Source organism: Rheinheimera sp. F8 (genome assembly GCF_001518915.1).
Genome location: NZ_CP013656.1, coordinates 2,075,380 through 2,097,652, shown reverse-complemented (window position 1 = coordinate 2,097,652; position 22,273 = coordinate 2,075,380). Strand labels below are relative to the sequence as shown.

14 protein-coding genes are annotated in these 22,273 nt (G+C 55.4%); 6 read left to right on the top strand and 8 right to left on the bottom strand.

Translation table 11 applies throughout. The features are described from left to right. Positions 1–19 precede the first annotated feature (19 nt). Positions 20–1,804 (bottom strand): diguanylate cyclase, encoded by a 1,785-nt coding sequence (locus ATY27_RS09440; protein WP_208933271.1) that lies wholly within the window; start codon positions 1,802–1,804, stop codon positions 20–22. 186 nt (positions 1,805–1,990) lie between these two features. Here ATY27_RS09440 and ATY27_RS09435 point away from each other — a divergent pair, with 186 nt between their 5' ends. After that, complete coding sequence (locus ATY27_RS09435; RefSeq protein WP_208933270.1) at positions 1,991–2,206, top strand: hypothetical protein; 216 nt, start codon at positions 1,991–1,993, stop codon at positions 2,204–2,206. Here ATY27_RS09435 and ATY27_RS09430 read toward each other — a convergent pair. Beyond that, the gene (locus tag ATY27_RS09430) at positions 2,203–2,841 is read right to left on the bottom strand and encodes a TetR/AcrR family transcriptional regulator (RefSeq protein ID WP_208933269.1); all 639 of its coding nucleotides are present in this window, start codon (positions 2,839–2,841) and stop codon (positions 2,203–2,205) included. The genes ATY27_RS09435 and ATY27_RS09430 overlap by 4 nt on opposite strands. Positions 2,842–3,215: 374 nt before the next feature. Here ATY27_RS09430 and ATY27_RS09425 point away from each other — a divergent pair, with 374 nt between their 5' ends. The 3 genes from ATY27_RS09425 to ATY27_RS09415 are packed head-to-tail and all read left to right on the top strand — an operon-like array spanning position 3,216 to position 9,022. Continuing rightward, complete coding sequence (locus ATY27_RS09425; RefSeq protein WP_208933268.1) at positions 3,216–4,481, top strand: efflux RND transporter periplasmic adaptor subunit; 1,266 nt, start codon at positions 3,216–3,218, stop codon at positions 4,479–4,481. Between the two features lie 13 nt (positions 4,482–4,494). Then, positions 4,495–7,671 carry a multidrug efflux RND transporter permease subunit gene (locus ATY27_RS09420; protein ID WP_208933267.1) on the top strand — a complete coding sequence of 1,059 codons (3,177 nt, stop codon included), beginning with the start codon at positions 4,495–4,497 and terminating at the stop codon, positions 7,669–7,671. Next, positions 7,664–9,022: a TolC family protein gene (locus ATY27_RS09415; RefSeq protein ID WP_208933266.1), complete on the top strand. Its 1,359-nt coding sequence runs from the start codon at positions 7,664–7,666 to the stop codon at positions 9,020–9,022. Before ATY27_RS09420 ends, ATY27_RS09415 begins: the two co-directional genes overlap by 8 nt. Here ATY27_RS09415 and ATY27_RS09410 read toward each other — a convergent pair. Then, a complete protein-coding gene (locus ATY27_RS09410) occupies positions 9,017–9,781 on the bottom strand; it encodes a transporter substrate-binding domain-containing protein (RefSeq protein ID WP_208933265.1) in 765 nt (254 codons plus the stop codon). The genes ATY27_RS09415 and ATY27_RS09410 overlap by 6 nt on opposite strands. A gap of 58 nt (positions 9,782–9,839) precedes the next feature. Then, entirely contained in the window at positions 9,840–10,181 is a 342-nt protein-coding gene (locus ATY27_RS09405) for a hypothetical protein (RefSeq protein ID WP_208933264.1), read from the bottom strand. 232 nt (positions 10,182–10,413) lie between these two features. Between ATY27_RS09405 and ATY27_RS09400 the strand changes: the two genes are divergently transcribed. Continuing rightward, positions 10,414–11,352 carry a carbohydrate kinase gene (locus ATY27_RS09400; RefSeq protein ID WP_208933263.1) on the top strand — a complete coding sequence of 313 codons (939 nt, stop codon included), beginning with the start codon at positions 10,414–10,416 and terminating at the stop codon, positions 11,350–11,352. A gap of 72 nt (positions 11,353–11,424) precedes the next feature. Next, positions 11,425–11,808: a potassium channel family protein gene (locus ATY27_RS09395; RefSeq protein WP_208933262.1), complete on the top strand. Its 384-nt coding sequence runs from the start codon at positions 11,425–11,427 to the stop codon at positions 11,806–11,808. Between the two features lie 34 nt (positions 11,809–11,842). On the opposite strand, the gene ATY27_RS09390 is transcribed toward ATY27_RS09395, so the two are convergent. The 4 genes from ATY27_RS09390 to ATY27_RS09375 all read right to left on the bottom strand — a co-directional run bounded on the left by ATY27_RS09390 (position 11,843) and on the right by ATY27_RS09375 (position 22,096). Next, positions 11,843–13,540, bottom strand: coding sequence for an alkaline phosphatase D family protein (locus tag ATY27_RS09390; protein ID WP_208933261.1), 1,698 nt, complete (start codon positions 13,538–13,540; stop codon positions 11,843–11,845). 293 nt (positions 13,541–13,833) lie between these two features. Beyond that, positions 13,834–16,281, bottom strand: a complete 2,448-nt coding sequence (locus ATY27_RS09385; protein WP_208933260.1) for an EAL domain-containing protein — start codon at positions 16,279–16,281, stop codon at positions 13,834–13,836. Between the two features lie 68 nt (positions 16,282–16,349). Next, positions 16,350–17,291, bottom strand: coding sequence for a diguanylate cyclase (locus tag ATY27_RS09380; protein WP_208933259.1), 942 nt, complete (start codon positions 17,289–17,291; stop codon positions 16,350–16,352). Beyond that, on the bottom strand, positions 17,291–22,096 hold the full coding sequence (locus tag ATY27_RS09375; RefSeq protein WP_208933258.1) for a PAS domain S-box protein: 4,806 nt from the start codon (positions 22,094–22,096) through the stop codon (positions 17,291–17,293). Before ATY27_RS09375 ends, ATY27_RS09380 begins: the two co-directional genes overlap by 1 nt. Positions 22,097–22,273 lie beyond the last annotated feature (177 nt).

Genomic DNA, 22,273 nt, shown 5'->3' with positions numbered 1-22,273 from the left:
CCATTCAGGTCTATAGCATTCAGGCATACTCACGGGCCAGCTGGACGCAATTTTTCCCGGCCGCTTTGGCGTCGTACATGGCGCGGTCTGCCGCATCAATCAGCGCTTCCGCCGGTGTTTCACCGCCTGAACTGATCGCCACGCCAATGCTGACGCCGATACTAATTTGTTCAGCCCCATGATAAAACGGCAGCTGCATTTGTTTCAGCAGCCGCTGTGTTAACTGCACCAACACAGCACCACGACTGAGCCCTTCGCAGATCAGTAAAAATTCATCACCGCCGATCCGACAAATAACATCGCTTTCGCGCACAGTTTCGCGTAAACGCTCGCTGGCTTCATACAACACTTTGTCACCGACCAAATGACCGAGCTGGTCATTGACGGTTTTAAATCCATCCAGATCCAGATACAGCAAGGCCAGACTGCTGCGTTGGCGCCGGGCCCGGGCTATCGCCTGATGCAGCTGTTGATACATGGCATTGCGATTCGCCAGGCCAGTCAATGGGTCCGTGGTGGCAAGCAACTGCAGCCGCACATTCATCGTTTCGAGTTCGGCGGTGCGTTCTGTTACTTTCTGCGCCAGTTGATTTTCATGTTCACGCAGTTGCTGCACCAGCTGTTGCTGCGCGTCCAGCATCTGTTGCTGTGCCCTGCTGTGTTGCAATTTTAACTGATTAAAACGCGCCGCCAGGCCAAAAGACACCAGTAACATTTCCAGTGCCGAGCCCAGCTGCATCGCATGGATAGTGAAAAAGTTTGATGGCAATAAACCCAAATTACGCAGCGACATCACGATAGTGCCCAGCAACAACATCGACCAGGCCAGCGCGAATAAACGAGCACCTGGCGCGCGGTTTAATACACTTTGGATCGCGCACAGCGTCAGCACCAGCACAATCAAAATGCCAATCAGCGACATCACAATCAGCGCCTGCTGCACCGGCATCACCAGCACTGCCAGCAGCGACGCGGCCATCAGCCACGCCATCGGCCGCAGGAATTTATCCCATAACGGGCTGAATTGGGGGGTGTCCAGAAATGCCCGGGTAAACAACACCGCCATCAGACTGGCGCCGGTAAAACCCAGCGGCAGCATGCGATTCGATAATTCAGGCAGATCCGGCCACAGATAAATTGCGCCCAGTCCATTTAACGAGGCTGACCCCGCGCCAAAACACAGCACAAACAAGACATACCACAGGAAAACTTTTTCGCGCAGCACCATAAATAACAGCAGGTTATAACCAGCCAATGCCAGCAAAGCGCCAAAATACAAGGCGGGCGCCAGATAATTCTGTGCGGTCGTCAACACAAAGTCATCGTCACTGAGCAGTTGATTTTGCAGCGTCATACTGCCCTGACTTTCAACCCGCAACCACAGTGTGGTGATGTCGTCTTGCGTTAAATCTAACGGGAATACCGCCTGGCGATGCACCAGTGCGCGCTGTTGCAGCGCAACCATATCGCCGCTTTGCAACTGCCGGACGCCATGGCTGTCTTCCAGATAGAGCGTCAGCTGGTCGAGTGAAGGATAAGTAAACAACCACCACCAGCGGCCTGATTGCGCTGGAGTAACCTTTAACAGCAGCCAAATGGCGCCTTGCCGGTAGCCATAACTGAGATCTTCGCGCAGCGGCATCTGAAAATCGGCCTGCAACGCCCGCACTTGCTCAAACGTCAACTGGCCTTGTGGATCAAGCAGAACCTGCACATCCTGCTGCGTCCCGCAACAGTTCGGCCCTTTTAGCAGTAACGGATCTGCCAACGCGCCGAAGGTCAGCAACAATAGACAAAGACTCAACCATCTACTGCGCAACAATTCAGCCCCCGTCATGTGATGCTAAAAATCTTGGTAATGAATGTACCTGCCCGCTCCAGACTGGTCAATCAACGACTCAGGCACAACGGCATTGCCACCATGACACTGGCGAAGCAGATGACATTCAGGCAGCATAACCGCATGCTTTCGCTATCGAGCGACATGTTGATGAGAAACCGTCTTGGTTATATCGTGGCCTTGCTGTGTATCAGCCTGCTGCCAGAACTCGCGGCGGCGCCGGCGCCCTGGTATAAATGGCAAAGCGTTAAAACCGGCCATTACATCTGCAAACAAACGGAGCCGGGGCCCGGCTGGGTGCGTCACAGCGGGCCTTACCTCGATGCGGGGTGCCGGAAACTGCAAAAACCACCGTCAGCGGGTTAATTCTGTCCAGCTGGAAAGGCCCGCAGTGCAGTCCGGGCAATATTATGTAGTTGTTCAGCACAGGCGCCGTTGGTTGCCTGCACCGACAAGCCCTGCAATACAGTAATAATAAAACCAGCCAACCCTTGTGGATCCGCATCGGCTGGCAAATCGCCGGCCGCTTTGGCCTGCTCAAAACGTTGCACCAACTGCTCAAAACCGGCTTTACGCCGTGCAATCAACGCATCTTTCACCGACTGACCACTGTCACTGCAGGCTAAAGCGCCCTGCACCATCAGACATCCCGGCGGATGCAGCGGATTGCTGTGTTCAGCCGCAGCACCAAGCAGAATACGTTCCGCTACCCGATATGCCGTGGGTTCTGCCATCGACGGATAAAAAAATGCGCTGGGGCGATTTTCATAGCGCTCGATGGCTTTGAGAAACAACTGTTCTTTATTGCCAAAAGCCGCATACAGGCTGGGTTTGTTGATGCCCATGGCTTCGGTCAGATCAGGCAAAGATGCGCCTTCGTAGCCTTTTTGCCAGAACACTTCGAGCGCTTTTTGCAGCGCAGTTTCTAAATCAAAAGCGCGTGGCCGGCCAACCGGTGCGCTGTTGTTACATGGGGTGCTGTTTAGTGTGTTTGCACTCATCACTACCTCTGTGGCGGTCTGTTCGCATGAACAAGAGCGCCCTTTATCTGCATGGGCCAGAGAATAACGCAGCAGCCCGGCCTGGTAAACAGTTCGGCAGCTTCACCACTGAACTGAATCCCCAATACGGCTGCAATGCTTATTCACTGACAGCTTTTTTTCTGCTTATAACCCACAGAATCGCTGCCCTGCGAAAAAGTTCCAAAGATTCTTACCGATCAGTACAAAATTAAATTGACTCTGCGGTGCTTTTCTATATATTTACCGGTCAGTACATTATACCAATCAGTACAGAAGTCAAGCAATACAGACTTTCAAGCGGTATGGTGCCAAAAACCTAATGATACCGAACCTGATAAAGAGGAATTTCCGTGATGGCCAGACCCCAGTTAAAACTGCCCCGTCGCTTGCTGTTGACCAGCCTGGCAGCCTTAGTGCTTGCCGCCTGTCAGCCTGGCGCCCCAACTGCAAGTGGCCCGACCGCTGTTAAAGTGGATGTCGCTACCGTCCTCAGTCAGCAAATCAGTGAAACCGACGAATACACCGGTCGGCTACAGGCGCCGGAATCAGTGAGCCTGATGCCACGCGTCTCGGGTTACCTTGCCAAAGTACATTTTACTGAAGGTAGCAAAGTGGCCGCCGGTGATTTGTTATTCAGTCTCGATAACGCACCTTTTGCCGCCGAAGTGGCGCGCCTGAGTGCCAGTCAGACTGAAGCCAAAAGCGCACTGGCGCTGGCCGAACGCGAATATCAGCGCGCGCTGAGCCTGAAAAAGCAAAATGCCATCGCCACAGAACTGCTCGACAGCCGCTTTAGCCGGTTTGAACAAGCCAAAGCACAGCTCGCTGCTACCACAGCGGCGCTGAAAAAAGCCGAGCTGGACTTGTCCTATACCGAGATCCGCGCGCCAATCTCCGGCGTTGTGTCTAACGCTTTTATTACTGCCGGTAACTATGTCCATGCCGGCCAATCGGTACTGACCAGTCTGGTGTCGACCGGCCGCATTTATGCCTGGTTTGATGCCGACGAACAAAGCCTGCTGCGTTATCTCGGCCTCGACAGTGCCACCGGTACCGCCAGTCAGCTGCAGCAACAGCAGCGCCCGGTGTTACTGGCATTAAGCGGCAGCACTGAGTTCCGTCATCAGGGCACCATCGACTTTATCGACAACCAGCTCAATGCCGCCACCGGTACGATCCGCATCCGCGCCAGTTTTGATAACACTGATGCGAGCTTACTCCCCGGTTTATTCGCCCGACTGAAACTGACCGGCAGTGCACCTTATCAGGCCGTGCTGGTCGACGATAAAGCCATTGGTACTGATTTATCCAGCCGTTTTGTGTTGGTAGTGGACGCCAAAGGCACGCTGCAATACCGCCCTGTCACGCTCGGCGAAAGAGCTGGTGGATTGCGCATTATCAAAACTGGCCTGAAACCAGCGGAGCAAGTGGTCGTTAATGGTCTGCAACGGGTCCGTCCCGGTGTCGTGATTGAACCGAACCGGGTCGAAATGGCCACGCCACAGCAGCTGGCCGTCCTTGCGACTGAACAACAACCTTTTCGCATCGCGCAGCAACCGGCTTCCCCACAAGGCACCGGCAGCAGCGTAAGCGCCAGCGCCAGCGGTGCCGGTCAATAACGGGAGCATCGTTATGTTATCGAATTATTTTTTACGCCGGCCGATCTTTGCTGCCGTATTGTCGCTGCTGTTTGTCATCAGTGGCGCCATCGCGGTTTGGCAACTGCCGATCACTGAATACCCGGAAGTGGTGCCGCCAACGGTGGTCGTCACCGCCAGCTATCCGGGCGCGAACCCAAAAGTCATCGCTGACACAGTCGCCAGCCCGCTGGAGCAGGAAATCAACGGCGTGGAAAACATGCTGTATATGTCATCGCAGGCCACCAGCGACGGTCGCATGACGCTGACCATCACTTTTGCCATTGGCAGTGACGTCGACAAAGCGCAGTCGCAAGTGCAGGCCCGGGTTGACCGCGCCAAACCGCGTTTACCGCAGGAAGTGCAGCGGCTTGGTATTGTCACGGAAAAATCCTCGCCGGATTTAACCATGGTGGTGCATTTAACCTCGCCGGATGACCGCTATGACATGTTGTATTTGTCCAACTATGCCGCACAAAACATCAAAGACGAACTGGCCCGGATTGAAGGTGTCGGTGCTGTGCGCTTGTTTGGTGCCAGCGAATACAGCATGCGCGTCTGGTTAGATCCGAATAAAGTCGCCGCGCTTGGTCTGACGCCGCCGCAAATCGTCAATGCCATTCGCGAGCAGAACCAACAGGCAGCCGCCGGTAGTTTGGGCGCGCAACCTTCTGGCAGCAGTGAATTTCAGCTGCTGATCAACGTCAAAGGCCGGCTGACATCCACTGAAGAATTCGGCGATATCATTATCAAAACCGGCGCCAACGGCGAACTCAGTTACCTCAAAGATGTGGCCCGGCTGGAACTGGGCGCCAGTTCTTATGCTCTGCGATCGCTGCTGGATAACAAAGACGCCATCGCTATTCCGGTGTTTCAGGCGTCTGGCTCCAATGCGATCCAAATCTCAGATGATGTGCGCGCCCGGATGGCCGAACTTGCGCAGAATTTCCCGCAAGGTCTGAGTTACGACATCGTTTACGACCCGACGGTGTTTGTGCGCGGCTCGATTGAAGCTGTGGTGAAAACGCTGTTTGAAGCCATTTTACTGGTCGTGCTGGTGGTGGTGCTGTTCCTGCAAACCTGGCGCGCGTCCATCATCCCGCTGGTAGCAGTGCCGGTGTCGCTGATTGGTACTTTTGCCTTTATGCACCTGTTTGGTTTTTCACTGAACGCGCTGAGCTTATTTGGTCTGGTGCTGGCGATTGGTATTGTCGTTGACGACGCCATCGTCGTGGTGGAAAACGTCGAGCGCAATATCGAAGCCGGTTTGTCACCGCTCGCCGCCACACAGCAGGCGATGAAAGAAGTCACAGGCCCGATTATTGCCACCACGCTGGTGCTGGCTGCTGTGTTTGTACCAACGGCCTTTATGACCGGTCTGACCGGCCAGTTCTATAAACAGTTTGCGTTGACTATTACCATTTCGACGGTGATTTCCGCACTGAACTCGCTGACGTTAAGCCCGGCTTTAGCTGCGCTGCTGTTAAAACCACATGGTGCCGCACCGGATAAACTGACAGTGCTGCTCGACAAGTTATTTGGTCGTCTGGTGTTCAAGCCATTTAACCGGTTGTTTGCCCGTGGCAGCGAGCGTTACGGTAAAGCCGTCAGCAAAATCATTCGTTTTGGCGGCCTGACCGGCGTGTTGTATCTGGGTTTACTCGGTCTTACCGGCGGCATTTTTGCCAATACGCCAACCGGTTATGTGCCGCAGCAAGACAAACAGTATCTGGTGGCTTTTGCCCAGTTGCCGGACGCTGCCTCGCTGGAGCGTACTGAAGCTGTGATTAAGCAGATGTCAGAAATCGCGCTGAAACACCCTGGTGTAGCGCACTCTGTCGCCTTCCCTGGCTTGTCGATCAACGGTTTTACCAATAGTCCGAACGCCGGCATTGTATTTACACCACTGAAAGACTTCAGTGAACGGCAAGACCCGTCGTTGTCCGCCGGTGCTATTGCTGCTGACTTAAACGCCCAGTTTGCCGGTATTCAGGACGCCTTTATCGCCATCTTCCCACCACCACCGGTGCAGGGTCTTGGCACTATCGGCGGTTTCCGTCTGCAGCTGGAAGACAAAGCCAACCTTGGGTATGAAGAGCTGTTTAAAGTCACGATGGCGGTGCAGATGAAAGCCTGGCAAACACCGGAACTGGCCGGCGTATTCTCGGGTTATCAGGTTAATGTGCCGCAGCTGGATTTGGATGTCGACCGCGTCAAAGCCAAAGCGCAGGGTGTGTCGTTAGATGATCTGTTTGCAACACTGCAGGGTTATTTGGGCGGTACTTATGCCAACGACTTTAACCAGTTTGGCCGCACTTATCAGGTCAATGTGCAGGCGGACGAAGCCTTCCGGCAGGATCCGGCGCAGATTGCCAATCTGAAAGTGAATAACCAGCATGGTGAGCTGGTGCCTATTGGCAGTTTTGTTAACGTGAACCACAGCGCAGGCCCGGACCGCGTCATGCATTACAACGGCTTTACTACCGCCGAAATTAATGGTGGGCCGGCGCCGGGCTACAGCAGTGGAGAAGCACGTGCGGCTATTGAAAAAATTCTGGCCGAGACGCTGCCACCTGGCATCAGCTATGAGTGGACTGAACTGACTTATCAGCAAATTCTGGCCGGTCATGCCGAATATCTGGTGTTCCCGCTGGTATTGTTGTTGGTCTTCATGGTGCTCGCCGCCTTGTATGAAAGCCTGCGTTTACCGCTCGCTATCCTGCTGATTGTGCCGATGACGCTGTTGTCCGCGATGATTGGGGTTTGGATCTTCGGCGGTGACAACAACATCTTTACCCAAATCGGCTTGATTGTATTGGTGGGTTTAGCGACCAAAAACGCCATCCTGATTGTCGAGTTCGCCCGGGAAAAACAACAACACGGCATGACTGCGCTGCAAGCAGTGCAGGAAGCAGCCCGCTTACGGTTACGGCCAATTCTGATGACGTCGATTGCCTTTGTGATGGGCGTGGTGCCGCTGGTGTTTAGCAGTGGTGCCGGCGCCGAAATGCGTCAGGCCATGGGCGTGGCGGTGTTTGCCGGCATGATTGGTGTGACCTTTTTTGGCCTGCTGTTAACGCCGCTGTTCTACACCATGCTGGCTGGCAAAAAACCAGCGCAGATCAGCGAAAATACCAACCTGCCAAACCATGTCGGGGTGACTCATGACTAATTTGTTTCGTCCATCGGCCCTTGCCCTGCTGCTCAGTCTGAGCCTCGGCGGCTGCGTTAGCAGTGAATATCAGATCCCGGCTCAGCTGACTGCCGAACAGCCATTGCCGGCGCAATACCAGCTGGAGGCTGCGCCGGCGCAATGGTGGCAGCAACTGAATGATCCGCAGCTGATGACACTGTTACAGCAGGCCGGCGCGCAAAACGCCAGCTTGCTGGCAGCCAGCGCCAACATAAAACGCTATGCCGCGCTGCAAAGTGACGCTGCAGATAATGACTTGCCACAGCTCACCGCAACTGCAGGCATGGAGCGCTCACAACAAGGCAAAGACGGCGTCGTCTCCAGCCGCTATCAGCAAGGCGCCAGCCTTGCCTGGCAGCTGGATTTATCCGGCGCTGTGGCCTTGGCTGAACAAGCTGCACAGCAGGACCGCGAAATCGCTCTGCTACGGTTACAGGAAGTGCAGCTGGCTGTGCTGACGCAGGTCGCCCGGCATTATGGCGACTGGCTGGGCGCTCAACTGCAAATTGATGTGGCTCAGGCTAATCTGGCGAACCTGGCCAAGACCCGCAGCATAGTGCAGGCGCAACTCGATGCCGGCAGCGCTTCTGCGCTGGAACTGACCCGGTTGCAGGCGCAGGTGTATCAGGTTGAAGCCGGATTACCAGCGCTGTATCTGCAGCAGTCGCAGGCCGAGCTGGCGCTGGCCGCACTGACCGCGCAAACGGAGGTGCAGCTGATTAAACGCAGCCTGCCACAATTCAGTCAGCCGCTGGCGCTGTCGCAGTGGCAGGACGCGCTGGCCAAACGCCCCGATCTGGCGATTGCTGAACGACAGCTCGCCAAAGCCCATACGCAGCTGGCTATTGATAAAGCCGCCTGGTATCCGCAGTTGTCGCTGCAGGGTTTTCTTGGTTTTGTCTCGCTCGGTAGTGTCAAAACCGGCAGCGACCAGCAAAGCTGGAGCCTGGCTCCGAGTTTAAGCCTGCCGGCGGCGGATCCGATGTCCGTGGCCGATCGCATCGACGCCAGTACCGCCGGCACTGAAGTGGCGCTGCAACAATATCGGGCCCAGGTGTTTTCGGTGGTTAGGGATCTCAAAGGCAGTCTCGATACTTACAATCAGGGCCGGCGCGCGCAGTTATTGCAGCAGCAACAGCTGGCCGCCAGCGCCGAAGCAGTACGGCTGACGCAATTGCGCTATCAAAGTGGGATGGCCGATTTTCTGCAACTGCTGGACTCTGAGCGGGAATTGCTCAGTGCACGTGATCAAGCTGCCAGACTGAGCCTCGCCAATTATCAGCATATGGTTGGTTTGTATCAGGAGTTCGCCGCCGGGCTGGTGTTATAGCGGTTTTTTCACCGGTTGTTTGACGGTCAGCTGCCAGCTGTATTTTTGCAACAACGCTTTAAAATCGCCATGACTGGCACGGGCGCTGATGTAATTATCCAGCAGCTGGCGCTGCAGCGGTTTTAAGCGCGGCGAATACACGCAATGCAACTGATAATGCGCCAGCTGCAGCTGTTGCAGCCGGTTCACCGGGAGCAGGTAATGCGCCTCAATTTCTGACATCACCACAGTGTCTGCTTTGCCAGCAAGGAAGGCAGACGCTGCTTCTTCCGGTGACAAATAGTCCTGTCGGGTTAAGCGTCCGGCCCGAAACAACGGTTCCAGTTCCGGATATTTGTAGCCGCTGGTGGTTGCAACCAGCGCTTTTTGTTGCGCCAATCCCTGCAGATTATCCAGTGGCTGATGGCTGAGCAACACATCGGCATAACCAAATAACGGCGGACTCCAGCGCAACAGTGGTTCGGGATACCAGGCCGGATTGGCCCGGCAATACACATCGGCGGCACTTTTTAATAAAGCACCGGCGATATCCGCGCGACGAAATGCTTTCAGTTGCAACTGCAGACCCAGCTGTTGACTCAGTTCGCGATAGATATCAATCAGATAACCAGAATGTGGGGTGGTGTCCGTGCCGCGGATAAAAGCCGGTGGCGTAATAAAATCACCGTAAACAGCAATCAGAGGTGCATCTGCGGCCTGGACCAGGCTGGTCATCAGGCAAGCGCTTAGCAATGGCAGTAATTTCGATTTTTTGCCCACAACATCAGTCCCTGTGGTTTTTTTAACCAGTCTACGCGCTGGCGCGCTCACTGACCAGTCAGATCTGTGCCTGGGCCAGACCCGTACGATCACGCCGGCGATAGGTAGGATGTTTGATGGCGCTCTGCCCGACCTGGAAGCGCTGGCAAAAGAACTGCAGCACGGCGTCTACGCTTAAACGGGCATAAGGCAATTGATGCCGGGCAATCACTGCAGCCCCGAGTTGGGTCAGGATTTGCTCCAGCGACTGGCCGGTTGGTTTTGGTAAACGATAGAGTTGAAACAGAAAATTGATAGCGGACACTGCATAAGAAGCCCCCGTTTGCACCCGGATCAATTGCAGTTCCTGTAAGCGGAAGCCAATGTCGCGGATACGTTGTAAGCGGATGTGCTCGGTCATGATGCGGGTCCTTTATCAAACTGCAGATACAGCTGTATCGGGCCTGCCCGGTCAAACTTGAGCGACATTCGTCACGCAATTCGGCTGATTGTGCTTAATTTTATTTAGATCAGTCAGTTAAGTTGGAAATGGCGTTGATGCCGCAACACCTGGAAAAATATTTCCGATCGCCCCTTTAATAACATAATGTGATTAATTAAGCTGTATGTCTTATCTATACGAGGAGAACAGCATGATTGCGGTGATTGGCGAAAACGTTATTGATATTTTCACTGAAGCTGATGGCCGTTTTATCGCCAAAACCGGCGGTTCTCCGCTGAATCTGGCGATCGCCTGCGCACTGCAGCAGGTGCCGGTCAGTTATTTGTCGCCCTTGTCGTCAGACGCTTTTGGCGATGCGTTTTTGCAGTTATTGCAGCAACGTGGTGTCACTGCCGGTTGGCCGAAACGTTCCGCCGCGCCCAGTTCACTGGCGTTTGTCCGCATCGATGCCAATGGCCAGCCCAGTTACAGCCTATACCGTCAGGGTATCGCTGACCGTGATTACAGCGCGGAACAGCTGATTGCCGCACTGCCGGCGGACTGCCGCATTTTACATACCGGCTCACTGGCGTTAGAACCACAGGATGCCGGGAAATTATTGCCAGTGTTACAAGCAGCCAAAGCGCGGGCCATTCGCCTCAGTGTCGATATCAACGTGCGTTTGCAGTTTGTTACCGATGTGGCGGCTTACCGCAGCCACATTGAACAAGTGCTGCTGCTGGCGGATTACATCAAAGTCAGCGATGAAGATTTAGCCGCGCTCTACCCCACGCTGGAGCTGCAAAGTGCCGTCAGTCAGGTCCGTACAGTCGCCCCGACAGCCCTGCTGGCGCTGACTTGTGGCGCAGAAGGCGCAACTTTGTTTCTGGGTCAGCAAAGCCTGTTTCAGCCGGTGATCAAACCGACGGTCTTTATCGATACTGTTGGTGCCGGCGATACCTTTTTTGCCAATTTACTGGTGCAATTGCTGCAACTGCATCCGGTCGGCCAGGCGCTGAGCACGCTGGACCTGGCGCAATGCCGCACTGCGCTGCAACGCGCCTGTCTGGCCGCCAGTCTGAATATTGCTAAAGCCGGTTGTGAACCGCCGGAAAAAAACACGCTGGATCAGGCCATGGCAATGCTATGAGCCCGGGGACTTGGTCGGCCACAAACTCTTTGTTATGCTGCGGTTAATACATAATATTTGGATCTGTGGTCGATGAAGAAGTTATTGATTTATATTGCAAACCGGCTATGGCTTATTATCGCGTTGTATGCCGCCAGCCTGATTTTTGGTGCTGTTAGTTTTGCCATTCTGGAACAAAAATCACTGGCCGACGGTCTGTGGTGGGCCACAGTCACGTCACTGACCATTGGCTATGGCGACCTGACACCAGTCACCCCGGCCGGTCGCATCGTCGGAATTTTATTTGGTCACTTCTGGATTTTTATCGTGATCCCGATGATTGTCGCCAACATCATTATGCATCTGGTCGAAGACAAACATCTGTTCAGTGACGAAGAACAACGCGAGCTGATGCAGCGCTTAAAACGGATTGAATCCAGGCTGACCCAGCAGGAACAAGACAATATCCGTTCCTGAAGTCAGCCTGTTTATGTTCCTGTTCTTGCACCTGTCAGCGTTTAGCGATCTGCTGCTGATAAGGCGCCAGCCACTTTGCAGATTGCACGTGGACAGACTCCAGCTGATGCCACTGTGCCAGACAAGCCTGCGCATTGATCTGCAGCAGCAGATAACCACGATGGGCCAGTTCGCACCACTGCAATTCGTCAATCAGCTGAGGTAGAACAGACGAGAGTTCTGCCGCCTGCGCCGCATCCAGTTGCAGATATTGTTCGATGCCCGGTGATGAAACAGACGCAGTCGCCAGCTCAGTCGCGACAAATTCGCCGCTGCTGGTTTTCAGTTCACTGTGCCAGGCATTATGGGTATCACCGGCCAGTACCAGCACTTGCCGGCCGCTGGCCCGCAACATCTGGTACAGCCGTTCACGCTCAACCGGAAACCCATCCCAGGCATCGAGGTTATAAGGCAAGGAACCTGCCAGCCGTTGTTGTTCCGTTTTGTTTAAGCTGCCGGCTGGCCGTTGTTTCAGTGCCGCCAGTTCACGCAACTGCGCCGCCAGCGCCGGGCCGGGTTTGGCCAGCGCTGCCAGCGCTTCCCCCGGTAACTCCATCCGCGCCATCAAGACTTGTTGTGCCAATACCTGCCACTGACAGCTGGATTGCTCTAAGCCCTGTGCTAACCAGTCAAATTGCGCACTGCCGAGCAAGGTGCGGGCAGGATCGCGTACCGCTTTGACCATCGCGGCGACATCCAGCTGGCCATCGCGCTGAAACTGCGGGAAATCCAGCCACTGGCTACGGGCACAGACGCGGGTATCCAGCAAATAAAACTGCACTAAATCGCCATAAGCCAGGCTGCGGTACAGCGGTTCGCCACTGTGAACCTGTGGCCGGATCGGCAGCCATTCATAATACGCCTGCAATGCGGCCAGTTTTCGCGCCTGGAAATCGCCTTCAGTGGCGCTGTGGTTTTCAGCACCACCGGTCCAGGTGTCATTGGCAATTTCGTGGTCATCCCAGACCAGTAAAAACGGATGACGGCCGTGTAGTTGCTGCAGTGCCTGATCTGCGCGATAACAGGCGTAGCGACGGCGATAGTCGTTCAAATTCAATAGTTCACAGCGATTATCCGTCGCATATAAACGACCAAATTCAGCGGCCCGTTCGGTGGCATAACCATCCGCGGCATATTCGTACAGATAGTCACCGAGGTGGATCACCGCATCCAGGTCCTGGCGTTCGGCCAGCTGCTGATAGACATGGAAATAACCGGCCGGGAAATTGCTGCAGCTGACCACGGCAAAACGGGCTTCGGCTAATGTCCCTTGCGGCAGGGTGCGGGTGCGGCCAACCGGCGAACTGACAGTGCCGGCGCGGAACCGGTAAAAATAGGCGGTGCCGGCAACCAGACCGGCGGCGTCGACTTTGCAGCAATAATCCTGCTCTGCGCGCGCGACACAATCGGCGGCTACTACCAATTGACTGAAGGCAGCATCTGTCGCGACTTCCAGCCGAAGCGTCACGCTAGCCAGCGGCCCTGCCGGCGTAACACGGGTCCACAGCACGACACGGTCATGCAGCGGATCACCGCTGGCCACACCATGATCAAAGCTCAGCGGAAACGCCGGTTCAGTGCTGGCGGCTTCCGTTGCTGGCATGCTGACACAACCGCTGACTGTGCTAAAACCACCGGCCGCCGCCAACATGGCAGATACCCGTAAAAACTCGCGACGACTCCACTGCTTCATAACAAACTCCAGATTATTTTCCCAAGAGTTTGCAAGCGACAGATGACGGCCAGATGACGATTGACATAAAGATCTCAGGCCATAAATCCTTCACAGAAATGTCAGAATTTTGCCGCACAAGCTTGCCAGAATGCGCTCGGCTTCTTCCTGTGGCCCGCCTGAAAAGGCTGAGTTTGTTGTGTATCCTTGTCCTTGGTCCCTGCCGAATTCTTGGGATCCATCCAGGCAGCGTCAGTTGACGCTGCCTTTTTTATTGATTTGCCACATGGTTATATGGTCAGCAGGTTCATGATTCAGGCAGTGACTGTCTGCGGGAAAAACGTCTGCCAGGGTGCCGGATGCCCCAGGCCATAGCCCTGGCCATAATGCACACCGATACTGCGTAGCAGCACACAAGTGGCTTCATCGGGCACAAATTCAGCAATGGTCTGAATTTGCATACTGCGGGCAATATCAGCCATCGCCCGTACCATCACGGCATCGGTGGCATTTTGCGTCATCGCTTTGACAAAAGAGCCATCGATTTTCAGATAATCCACCGGCAAGTGCTTCAGATAAGCAAAAGACGACATACCGACGCCAAAATCATCCAACGCAAACTTGCAGCCAATCTGCCGCAGACTATCGATAAAACGATTGGCGGCTGCCATGTTGGTAATTGCTGCTGTTTCGGTGATCTCAAAACAAATCTTCGCCGCCGGAATGGCAAACAGCTGCAGCTTCTGCTGAATAAATGGCAATAAGTCCGGGTCGCTCAGCGAAGGCCCGGACAAATTGATAGCGATTTTATCCATCAAAGGCAGCTGCGCCGGTGTTGCTGCCAGTTGCTGCAACACCCGGCGGATCACCCAACGGTCAATCAAGCCCATCAAACCCTGTTGCTCCGCCAGCGGAATAAACAGAGCCGGACTGACCATCGCACCATCGGTATCGCGTAGCCGGAGCAGAACTTCGAGGTGCAGGCCTTGTGGTGGCACCGACAACGACACAATCGGCTGGGCATACAATTCAAAGCGGTGTTCGTCCAGCGCGGTATGCAATAACGACAATAACTGGCGCTGTTGCTGCAGATGATTCAGCTCAGGTCCGTCTGCATCGACGATAAAATAACGATTGCGGCCCTGATTTTTCGCCAGATAACAACCGCTGTCAGCAGCCTTTAATAAGTCGGTCAAGCCGCTCTGTTCGCCACCAAGCGCCACCACCCCGATACTGGCGCCGATGGTGAAAATTTGTTGCTCCCAGCTAAACCGAAACGCCGCGATGCGACTGAGTAGTTGTTGCAGATGGGCGCTGACCGCAGGCATGCTGCGCCCGGCCAGCACCAGACAAAATTCATCGCCACCGACGCGGGCCAGAATATCGGCGTGATGCAGATCAATACTGAGCAGGCTGGCGACATTACGCAGCAACTCGTCCCCAGCCAGATGGCCGCAGCTGTCATTGATATGTTTAAACTGATCCATGTCGATGTAACACAATGCGCCGCCCTGCGCTGTGGTCAGCAATGCAGCCAGCCGTTGTTCAAACGCGTAGCGATTAAGCAGACCGGTCAGTTGATCATGCTCTGCCTGATAACGGATCTGTTGTTGCAATCCGTGTTCACGGCTGACGTCGCGAAAGGTCAGCGCCAGACCTTGCGCCGATTTCACCACCTGCAAGCGCAGCCAGCTGGCATGAATCAGGCCAGACGGCTGTGGCAGCACCGCTTCAAAAGGTTCGCCCGACTGATCGACATCGGCACAGCGACGGAAAAACCAGTTGGCACTCAATTGTTTACACAACAACGCCAGCGACTGACCTGCCAGTAATAACGATGGATCACACAGCTGGGCAGCAACTTTGTTACTGTGTTGCAGTAGAAAATCCGGCCCGTCCGGTCCCTGACAACGCGCCAGCAACAAAATCGCATCGAGCGACGCATCGGCCGCGGACTGATACAGTTGCTGAAAACGCCGCACCTGTGCTTCTTTAGCGAACTGACGGTACAACAATAATCCGATACACAAGGCGATCAGACTGCCAATCCCGGCAAGCCACCAGCTGGTCTGCCAGATATCCGACTGGCTTTGCACACTGAAATGCCAGCGCCGGCCGGCAAAATCCAGCGGTTGTCTGACGACTGGGGCACTGCCAGCCAAAGAGCCGGATTGATGCAACACGGCGTCGCCATCCTGCATCAGAAAACTGAGTCCGCCTTCGGCCAGTTCACTGGTATACACGCCTAAAATCGTGTTGATATCAAAAAAGGCCGCAACATAACCATGCGGTTTGCCTTGCATACTGATCGCACGCATCACCACCAGGCTTTGCGGCCGATCGGGCGGGTACAACACAGCTGTGGTCGCACCGGACGGAACCCCCAGCAGGGTGGGCAGATGTTGCCGCAGCAACTGTTTGCGGTTTTGCGGATCAATGGACCACAACACCGCGCCCTGACGGTCCAATAATGCTAAATCACGTAACCCTGGCAGCATTTTTGCCAGCGTCACAGCCCGGACATTAAACCAGTCAATTTCATTAGCGCTGGACACCGGCCAGTGTCCGACCAAATCATCGAGCGCACGTACCCGATCTGCCGCCATAATTTCCAGCGCATTACTGACTTGCTGCGCGACAGTGCGGGCTTTAATTTCACTGGTTTTCTGATTACTGACGCCCAGATAAAATGCGACAGTCAGGATACCCAGCAGGATAATAACAGTGGCGATACTGGCGACAAGAGCGGGGCGACGTTGCATAGACTTCTCCGGTAAACCGGGGCAGTCTATGTCGTCAATATGACAAAAATAAGTCAGTTGGTGCGGTGTTAAACCCCAGCCCAGTGGCTGGACTGCAGCTGAGCCCGGCCCTGTTGTTTGGCTTTGTACAACAATTGGTCAGCCTGTTGCAGCAACTGCCGCGGCTGATTCTGCTCTTGCGGCACGGTACTGGACAGCCCTGCACTCAGCGTGATGATGCCGCCCGGCGTCAACGGATGCGGTAGTGCCAGCTGGACGATTTTTTGTAACATATTCTGTGCCAGATACTGCGCGCCGGTCAGATCGGTGCGCGGCAATAACACCGCAAACTCTTCGCCACCAAAACGCGCCAGTAAGTCGTAGGGCCGGCCCATAGCCTGTTGCATCGTTTTGGCGACCTGACGCAGACATTCGTCGCCAGCCAGATGACCAAATTCATCGTTATATTGTTTGAAATAATCGATATCCAGCATCAGCAGCGACAATGGCTCCTGCGTCCGGCAACAGCTGCGCCAGTCCAGTTCCAGTTGCTGATCAAAACGCCGGCGGTTGGCGATCCCGGTCAGGCCGTCAACCTGCGAAATTGTCCGCAGTAAATCAGCCTGTTGTTTCAATTGCAGCTGAGTTTTCACCCGGGCTTTGGTAATTATGGGGTTAACCGGTTTGTGGATAAAATCTACAGCGCCCAGTTCAAACCCCCGCACTTCGTCCGCTTCATCAAAATGTGAAGTGATAAAAATCACCGGAATATCCGCCAGTTCCGGGTCAGCTTTTAACCGGCGGCACACTTCATAACCATCCATGCGCGGCATCACGACGTCCAGCAGGATCAGATCCGGATGCAGCTCATAACACTTCTCCAGCGCCTGCTCACCATTCAGCGCAATAAATACATCAAATTCGTGACGGAACATTTCATACATCACGCGGATATTCAGCTGGTGATCGTCGACCAATAACAAACGGGGCTGACCGCCCGGTGTGGCATACCATTGCGTGTAATGCGACATCAATGAACCTTCCTTGTTGGTGATTGCAGCTCTTGTTGCGACAATGTCAGTTGCTGCAAAGTAAACAGGGCTGCAGTGAAATTAAGTTGTTCAACCTGGGCCGACAACACGGCAAAAGCGGGATCCATCGCCGCCAGACGAGCTGCTAAATCAAGCGCGGTTAAATGTTGCTGGGTCAGCGCCAGCTGCAATTGCGCCACCAAATCAGCCACCTCCGGCTGTTCAGACTGCTCCGATGCTGGCCGGTTCCCTGATTGCCGCAAAGCCGCAGTGACAAGCGCTGACAACTGCGGCTGAATGACCTCAGTAAACTGTTGCAGGCTTTGCGTCACCAGCGCAGCAATTTCAGTCAGATCCGGCGTCAGCCCTTGTTGCAGTGTCTGACCGGCAGTACGCAGTACCGCCGCCAAATGCACGGCTCCCAAAGTCGCCGCCACGCCTTGTAAGGTATGCAGCACAGCATGACGGCCGTCATGGCTGGTCGCCGCTTCGTATTGCTGACGTTGTTGCTGCCATTCCTGCGGGAACTGGGCCCAGGCTTGCTGCAACAAGCCGGCATTCTGACCAAAACGCTGCAGCATCTGCGCCAGGGGTTGTAACAGGGTTTGTGCTGTATCCGCATCGGGCGCCGATACCGGCTGCGGTGCGGCCAGTGGCAGCATTTGCCGGTGCTGACACAGCGCCAGTAATTGCGGACACAAGGTTTTCAGATCAATCGGCTTGGCAATATGCGCATTCATGCCAGCGGCCTGACAGGCTACCTGATCATCTGCGGTCGCATTTGCAGTCATTGCCACAATCGGCAACTGGGCCGCATCAAAGCGCTGACGGATCCGCCGGGTTGCCGCCAACCCATCCATTCCAGGCATTTGTAAATCCATCAACACCAAATCAAAAGTTTGCTGCTGCACCAGCGCCACCGCCATAAAACCATCGACAGCCAGCGTGACGCGGGCACCGGCTGACAGCAACAACTGCTCGGCAACCTGACGATTCAGTGCATTGTCTTCAACCACCAGCAACGACAAGCCCTGCAGCGGCTTCATCGCCACGGTCGCTGACACTGTCTGCGGTTTTAACCCGGGTTGTAGTACCTTTTGCAACCGCTGATGCAGTTGTTGCGGCGTGACTGGTTTAATCAGCACATCCAGCACGGGCTGGTCACTTTGCCGGGCCAGCTGTTGCAACACTTCGCTTTCAAATGCGGTCACCATCATCAGTAACGGCGGTGTGCCTTGACTGCTTTGCTGCAAAATACTGCGGGCAGTTTGCAGGCCGTCCATGCCCGGCATACGCCAGTCCAGCAAGACCAGCTGAAACGGTGAGTCTGTATCCTGTGCCTGTTGGACCTGCTGCAATGCGGTCTCACCATCGCCGACTGCTGTCGCCTCGCAGCCCAGCTGCTGCAGGCTGGCCACCAGACTTTGTCGCACCAGCGGTTGATCGTCGACTACCAGCACGCGCAAATTTGCCAGTGCAGATGGGGGCAACATCTGCTGTGCGTCCTGCACCGGTAAGTCGAGGACAAAACTGAAACAACTGCCCTGCCCCGGATCACTCCGCAGCTGCAGCTCTGCCGACATCAGCGCCAGCAAGCGCTGACAGATCACCAGACCCAACCCGGTGCCGCCAAAACGCCGGCTAGTGGAGGCTTCCGCCTGGCTAAATGCGCTGAACAGACGTTGCTGCTGTGCCAAGGAGATGCCGATCCCACTGTCTTCGATGCTAAAAGCCAGCCGGACCCGGTCGGAAGTTCCTTCCAGGCGGCGGACGCGCAGCTGGACATAACCCTGTTGGGTAAACTTCAGTGCATTACCGCCCAGATTGACCAGTACCTGTTGCAGGCGTAACCGGTCGGCCAGCACAACCGCCGGCAGATCTGGTGCCAGATCCAGCAATAATTCCACATGTGGATTCTGATGCGTCGCGCCCAGCAATACAGCCACGTCATGGAAAAACGCCGCCAGCGGCAACGGCGCCGGGTCCAGCTCGAGCCGGCCGGCATCAATTTTGGAAAAATCGAGAATATTGTTCAGCAAGCTCAACAGGGCAGTCGCGGCAATTTGCGATTTACTGGCATAGTCGGCCTGTAAATCGCTGAGCGCAGTTTGCTGTAACAACTGCAGCATGCCGAGCACCGCATTGAGCGGCGTGCGGATCTCATGGCTCATGTTGGCAAGGAACTGTGTTTTCGCCTGATTAGCAGCATCTGCCTGCTCTTTGGCCTGGCGCAGCTCCAGTTCCAGCTCGCGCTGCGCCGTAATGTCCAGATTGATGCCGGTCATCCGCCATGGGCTGCCATCCGCTTTACGCTCCACGGTGGCGCCGCCCAGAATGTACCTGACGCCGTGATCCGGCGTCACAATACGAAACACCGGATCGTACAGCCGTACACCATCCAACGCTTGCTGTAGCCGGGCTTCGGTCGCGACCAAATCGTCCGGATGGACACGTTCGCGCCAGTGCTGATAGTTCAGGCCACCCTGCGCCAGCTGCGGATCCTGCTGATAAATATCAAACATCCGGCCATTCCACCACAGCTCATTGTTGTCCGGATGCCAGGTCCAGACGCCGAGCAGTGCCACATCCGCCGCAATGCTGAGCTGATCCCGTAACATGGTCAAATCCAGCTCTGATTGCAGTTGCTCACTGAAATCCAGCGCGATCAGCAAAAAGCCGAGTAATTCACAACTGGTATCGCGGATCGCGGTCAGCGTCAGTAATACCGGTACAGTACTGCCATCCTGACAAATCAGCGCGCTGCGCCAGGTCTCTGGGGTCCCGGTGCGTGCCAGATGCGCCAGCATATCGGCCTGCGTGTCACCACTGAGCCCTAATTCGCGCGCCCGCAGCGCCAGCTCGGTCGGACTGAGCAAGGCGGTTAACGGCGCCCGGCCTGCCATCGCCGAGGCTTCAAAGCCCAACATCAGTTCGGCGCCACGGTTAAACAACTGCACCTGACCGTGACGGTCCAGACTGATGATAGCCACTTCTGAGGCGGCGCTTAATACAGTATCAATCAACTGATGTAACTCGGCGCGGTGGGCTTCGGCCTGTTTGCGCGCCGTGATATCACTGGATAAGGCAATATAACGCTCAGTCAGCCCCGCTGCATTGCGCAGCGGCATGATCACCGTATCGTACCAGCGCAGTTGCCCGCTCTGATGCCGGTTACAGATCTCACCACGCCAGGCCTGCTGTTGACCGATTTGCTGCCAGAGCGCTTGCCAGAACAGGGGCGGATGGACCCCGGCATTAACCAGCTGATGGGTCTGTCCGATCAGCTGCTGGCGGCTATAACCAAGGCTTTGGCAAAACACCGGATTGACGTCGAGTATGCGGCCGGACGGATCGGTTTCCACATACAAAAACTGCGCATTGATGGTTTCCAGCAGAGTCTTATGCTGACGCAGCGCCTGATCAAGCTGACGCCGGCTCGCCACCAGCTCGCCGATATCCCGCACTGTTTTTGCCGCGGCGATGATCCGGCCTTTCTCGTCAAACACCGGTGACACATTCACCAGCACGTCCAGCAGTGTTCCGGATTTATGCCGGCGCTGCGTGACAAATTGCTTCACACTGTCGCCGTTTTGAAGCTGCTGCAGGATCTGCAGCTCCTGATAACTCAGTTCCGGCGGAATGATCAATGCAGTCAGCGGCTGTCCGACCGCTTCGTCAGCAGCCCAGCCAAACATCTGCTCAGCGCCCTGATTCCAACTGGTCACTACGCCCTGTAGATCTTTACCGATAATGGCATCATTTGAGCTGCGCACAATCGCCGCCAGCCGGCTGCGCTGATCGTTAAATTGCTGCCGTGACAGATAAATCCGCATGCCCATGCTGGCACTCAGCGTCAGCAATAAGGTCAGCAGCAAGCCAAGCAATCCATGCAAGCGTGGCGACGGCAATCCGAGGCTTTGTACATACATCGGGTCTGATCGCAAAGTCCATTGCCACTGGCGGCCGAAGACCGACGCTTGCAGGATCACTTCGCCCGTCATGGTCTGCGGTGACGGCATCTCCAGATCTGACTGGAAAAACACCGTCGGATCGCCAGTGATATCAGTCATCTGCAGGTGCACTCCGGGGTTTTGTGGCAATAAATCCTGCAACACTTCGCCAGCGATGAGCGGCGCATAACTCCAGCCCTGCAGCAACAACTGACGCTGTGCCACTGAATCCGGCGTCAGCCAGTCGCGATAGACCGGCAACAACATCAGAAACGCCTGTAATGGCCGGCCACTGGCCTGCACCAGCGTGACAGGCCCGGTCAGACGAGGCTCCCCGCTTTGCATCGCAGCCAGCGCGGCGGCATAACGGCGTGGTTCGGAACTGATATCCAGCCCGACGGCGGCACGATTACGCGCCAGCGGTTCAATGTATTGAATGATGAAATGCTCGTGCGGATGGGCGGCAAGTGCAGTCAGTTTAAAATCGGCGGAACCGCTCTGGCGCGCCTGCGCCAGAAAAGCTGATAAATGATCAGGCGCAACCCGGTGGATATAACCAAAGCCATGGGCGCCCGGAAATTCGACCGGCAAATCACGGCTTTGGCTATAGCGGGCAAAGCTTTGTTGACTGAGCGCCGTACCTGCGGTCAACACATGCCCGCGCACACCACGCAGGCCATATTGATAACGCCACAGCCGGTCTTTACTGTGTTCAACAGCCTGCCGGGCGACTTCGGTCAGCGCCGTCAGCGTACGTTGTTGGTTCTGCTGATCCAGCCAGTTCACGTACAGCAAACTGAGCACCACGCCAGTACCGCATAAAATACTGGCCAGCCACAGCGGCCAGCCTGTCATCTCCCGGGGGCTGCCTCCCCCACCTGAAACCTTGTGAAACTGCAACATGTGACTGGTACTCTCCGCGGATCCCTGTGCGGCCGTCTTCACTGACCCCTGACTTTTGAAACTAGCAGAGTCACAGTGGATGTCCATTTTTCAGCGACAAACAACCGGAAAAAACTGGTGTTACCCGCA

Bases quoted from the DNA above. Each gene is read 5' to 3' on its own strand.
- ATY27_RS09435 (WP_208933270.1), top strand. From the start codon at position 1,991: ATGAGAAACCGTCTTGGTTATATCGTGGCCTTGCTGTGTATCAGCCTG.
- ATY27_RS09430 (WP_208933269.1), bottom strand. From the start codon at position 2,841: ATGAGTGCAAACACACTAAACAGCACCCCATGTAACAACAGCGCACCG.
- ATY27_RS09425 (WP_208933268.1), top strand. From the start codon at position 3,216: ATGGCCAGACCCCAGTTAAAACTGCCCCGTCGCTTGCTGTTGACCAGC.
- ATY27_RS09420 (WP_208933267.1), top strand. From the start codon at position 4,495: ATGTTATCGAATTATTTTTTACGCCGGCCGATCTTTGCTGCCGTATTG.
- ATY27_RS09415 (WP_208933266.1), top strand. From the start codon at position 7,664: ATGACTAATTTGTTTCGTCCATCGGCCCTTGCCCTGCTGCTCAGTCTG.
- ATY27_RS09405 (WP_208933264.1), bottom strand. From the start codon at position 10,181: ATGACCGAGCACATCCGCTTACAACGTATCCGCGACATTGGCTTCCGC.
- ATY27_RS09400 (WP_208933263.1), top strand. From the start codon at position 10,414: ATGATTGCGGTGATTGGCGAAAACGTTATTGATATTTTCACTGAAGCT.
- ATY27_RS09395 (WP_208933262.1), top strand. From the start codon at position 11,425: ATGAAGAAGTTATTGATTTATATTGCAAACCGGCTATGGCTTATTATC.
- ATY27_RS09390 (WP_208933261.1), bottom strand. From the start codon at position 13,540: ATGAAGCAGTGGAGTCGTCGCGAGTTTTTACGGGTATCTGCCATGTTG.
- ATY27_RS09385 (WP_208933260.1), bottom strand. From the start codon at position 16,281: ATGCAACGTCGCCCCGCTCTTGTCGCCAGTATCGCCACTGTTATTATC.
- ATY27_RS09380 (WP_208933259.1), bottom strand. From the start codon at position 17,291: ATGTCGCATTACACGCAATGGTATGCCACACCGGGCGGTCAGCCCCGT.
- ATY27_RS09375 (WP_208933258.1), bottom strand. From the start codon at position 22,096: ATGACAGGCTGGCCGCTGTGGCTGGCCAGTATTTTATGCGGTACTGGC.